Here is a 3061-nt window from a genome sequence, read left to right as displayed (position 1 = left end):
TCTTCCTAAATTTTTCCTATTTTTATAACTGTAATTTTTATTATTTAAACTTTAAACTAATTAGAGTAATTGGTAGCTTAGTCTGAAAATCTCAAGATGATTTTAGTCGCTAAATTATCCAATTACCCTAATTTTAGGCTAAGTTTTACCTAACTATTTTAAGCTTCAGGTTCAACAAGATTTTCTAATCCAGCAACTACCTTAGCAGAAATAATTTTGTCTCCTTTACCTAATTTTTCCAAAACCTTTTTCCCTTCCACCACATAACCAAAAACCGTATAACGACCATCCAGTAAATTTACTCCTGCAGGCGTTAATTCTGGTTGGAATAAGAAAAAGAAAAATTGAGAAGAACCACCATCATTTTCAGATTCAGGACGAGCCATTGCCACTGTACCATAAGCAGAAAAAGGCAGAACAGGTTGCTCCCGAAAACGACCAATTTCTTCTAAAGTAAAACTATATATTGGTTCCTGATCTCCCTTGACCAAAATTTCCAGTGGAATACTACGATACTCACCACTACCAGGGTCAATAAAACCAACTTCTGGGCCAGGAGGGTCTCCAGTTTGCAAAACATAAGACTGTTCTGAGCGAATAAACTCTAGGCCATCATAAAAACCCCTCTGAACCAAATCTACAAAATTACCAGCAGTAATAGGGGCACTATAACCATCAACAACCAAAGTCAAAGAACCCTTTTCCGTTTCCATCTCAATAGTAGCGCGACCTTTGAGTTGAGGTAAACTAGCAAACTCTGAAGGTACTTCAAACGGAAATCCTTCTAGCATCAACTTTTCAAGCTGACCCACTAATACCAGTAGTTGTGCCCGTTGCTCCAATACTTGTTCCCCATCTTTAGCTTCAGCAACTTCTCGAATATTAATAATGCCCCGATTGAGTTGTTCAATTATGGCCTCTGCCTCAGATTGTTTCGACTCAGAAACACTAGCTAATAACTGAGACTTACTAATATTAAGAACCCTAGATGCAGCAGCAATATCACTACTAACAGAAGACCAACGTTTTGCTCGCAGTCTATTAGCAATATCTTCCAGACTCCTTTGTATTTTACGCACTGGTTCATTGTCTATCGGTAGAGCATACCTCAATAATGCCTTACCATCAGTAATCGGATCGCCCTGGGGCAAACGACTTTCACGAGTTGTTGTGCTACCACCAAAGTCCCACCAAGCAGCACTAAGACCAACAGACAAAGTGAAAAGTAATAGTGCTAGGATGCCAGTTTTAAGCAAGCGTTTACAAGTGTTAATGACGGAATTGTGAAGATTTAGCATATTTATGAATTTTTGTTCCCTTACTAATATTACATGGCTGTCCACACTCATCGGATTTTTGGGGGCAAAAATTAGGTTTTAGATTTGGTCACGACTTATAGCAATGTGTGCTGGCATATTTACAAATTGCAGGAGGTGTCCAATAGCTAAAAGTCTTATATTATTAGCTTTTTATTCCCCCAAATGAGCTGTTCCCTACTGCCTGTTGCCTGCGCGCAGCACTATAGTTTTGCTGATATATGGCAATAGGCAATAGAGTAGAGATATAGAGTTATATCATGTCCGGTTGAACAGTTATAAATAAATCACTCAGCAGAATTCAGGAGTCAGTCCTCAGGAGGGAAGAAAGAAGAATAGAAGGAGAAAGTTTTTTTATCACTAATTACCCGGACATGATCAGGACTTACCCATAACCACCGCATATAGTAGGGACGTTAACTATAGTTATGCGCCAGCAAACGGCCGTTTGCCCCTACAGATGGTGTATAATTTCGTACTTTGCGTAAGTCCTGATGACATTACGCATTTAAGGTTAAGGCAAAATGCCTTCTAGAGTTGTTGCCTTTTCCTAGCAGAATGCTGCGCAAATAACTCAAGTCTATTGTCTTAACAGCAGAAAGTACTACTATATGCCTTAATATGTCTCAGACAAAAAAACTTTTGATTTCGATCGCCAGACATCAGAAATTTTACATAAAATTATTTTGACGAGGTGCTAAAAATTGCTTTCTACTCCCACGATATTTGACAATTTTTCTGACTCCCGAATATTGTACGATGTCTAATGTTAAGTTCTAATCTGATAATTTAATTAAAAACCGCAATAACGTTGTTATATGATTTCTAGTAATGATTTTCGCCCCGGTGTGACGATTGAATTGGATGGTTCAGTTTGGCGGGTAGTAGAATTTCTGCACGTTAAACCAGGCAAAGGTTCTGCTTTTGTCCGAACAAAGCTCAAAAATTCACAAACTGGTAGTGTAGTGGAACGAACATTTAGAGCAGGAGAAACAGTACCTCAAGCTACTTTGGATAAGAGACTTATGCAGCATACTTATAAAGATGCTGACCAATTTGTGTTTATGGATATGGAAACCTATGAGGAGGCCAGTTTAAGTTCAGAGCAAATTGGCGAGCGTGTTAAGTATCTAAGCGAAGGTATGGAGGTTAATGTGATTAAGTGGGGCGAACAAGTAATAGAAGTGGAACTGCCCAACTCAGTAACTTTAGAAGTAATTGACACTGACCCTGGTGTTAAAGGAGATACTGCTACTGGTGGTAGTAAACCTGCTATTGTCGAAACAGGAGCTCAAATTATGGTTCCTTTATTTATATCTAAGGGAGAACGGATTAAGATAGATACTCGAAATGATTCTTATTTGGGTAGAGAGTAATAGCAGAAAACTAGATTTATTTTAGAAGTAAGTTATGCATTGATTGTGTAATTCTGAGGTATCTTTATGGGGGCTTAATAAATGTGCATAATTACCACCGCACAAAGCCCCTTTAGAAGATTAAGATAGACTTAAGAGAGGAATAAAAAAGATAAATTGATAATTTATTTATTGTAATTGATTTTAATTTGGGTTTGATCGGATATCTAATTCAGTATTCCTAGCAGGGAATAAGCTTCCTGTCTTTTTCTTTAAACTGCTACATTTTTTTATTAATAAGTAGTAATTATGCTAAAACCTAAATCTCAACCTCACTTCTGTAAGTAAAAAAAATTTATGGCTTTGAATTTCACGCTTCTACATCTATAC

General features: G+C 37.3%; 2 protein-coding genes. One reads left to right on the top strand and one right to left on the bottom strand.

The features are described from left to right. Positions 1-158: 158 nt before the first annotated feature. Positions 159-1298, bottom strand: a complete 1140-nt coding sequence (locus F6K13_RS25800; protein ID WP_124145887.1) for a peptidylprolyl isomerase — start codon at positions 1296-1298, stop codon at positions 159-161. A gap of 836 nt (positions 1299-2134) precedes the next feature. On the opposite strand from F6K13_RS25800, the gene efp reads away from it, so the two are divergent. Beyond that, on the top strand, positions 2135-2692 hold the full coding sequence (efp, locus tag F6K13_RS25795; RefSeq protein ID WP_124145886.1) for an elongation factor P: 558 nt from the start codon (positions 2135-2137) through the stop codon (positions 2690-2692). Positions 2693-3061: the final 369 nt, after the last annotated feature.

Origin of the sequence: Okeania sp. SIO2B9, from assembly GCF_010672505.1 — a bacterium.
Classification (GTDB): domain Bacteria; phylum Cyanobacteriota; class Cyanobacteriia; order Cyanobacteriales; family Microcoleaceae; genus Okeania; species Okeania hirsuta.
The sequence above is the reverse complement of the archived record's forward strand: the minus strand, read 5'-3'. Positions and strand labels throughout refer to the sequence as shown.